Source organism: Bradyrhizobium sp. NBAIM08, from assembly GCF_020193935.1.
GTDB classification, from domain to species: Bacteria; Pseudomonadota; Alphaproteobacteria; order Rhizobiales; family Xanthobacteraceae; genus Bradyrhizobium; species Bradyrhizobium yuanmingense.
Map to the genome: position 1 here is coordinate 1 of NZ_JADYVR010001105.1, position 395 is coordinate 395.

Consider the following 395-nt stretch of genomic DNA (forward strand, 5'->3'; position numbering starts at 1 on the left):
TCCATGGAGTGGGCGCTGGGCAGGCGAGCTGCGCCTCCACGTCGGGTCGGCCGGCCGCCCACTCCGCGCTGTCGCGTCCGGCGACCAGCGTCCCTCGCCAGCGAGCTCCACGATCTGACGCGGGTTGGCGGGCAGCGCTCGCTGCGGTTGCGGAATTCGGTTGGAGACCTGCGGGCTCGAGACCTGTGAGCGCGATGCCGGCAAGCTCTTGCCCGCAGGCGAGCTCGACACCGTGAGTGAGATAGGAGTCGAGGACCAGCGAGCGGACGGGAGTGCCGGAGAGCTCGACCGTGAGGCGGGGGGCTGCCTGCGTCAGCACGACGACACGGTCGCCCAGGGGGGTCTCTGCCACCGGCCGGCCGAGAGTGGCGAGCGCCCCGAGAACGGTCGCGACC

General features: G+C 72.4%; 1 protein-coding gene. It reads right to left on the bottom strand.

Going from position 1 to position 395, the window contains the following annotated elements; all coding sequences use genetic code 11:
- Positions 1-395: hypothetical protein (locus I6F37_RS43680; protein ID WP_225154935.1), on the bottom strand; the 395-nt coding region annotated here is incomplete at both ends.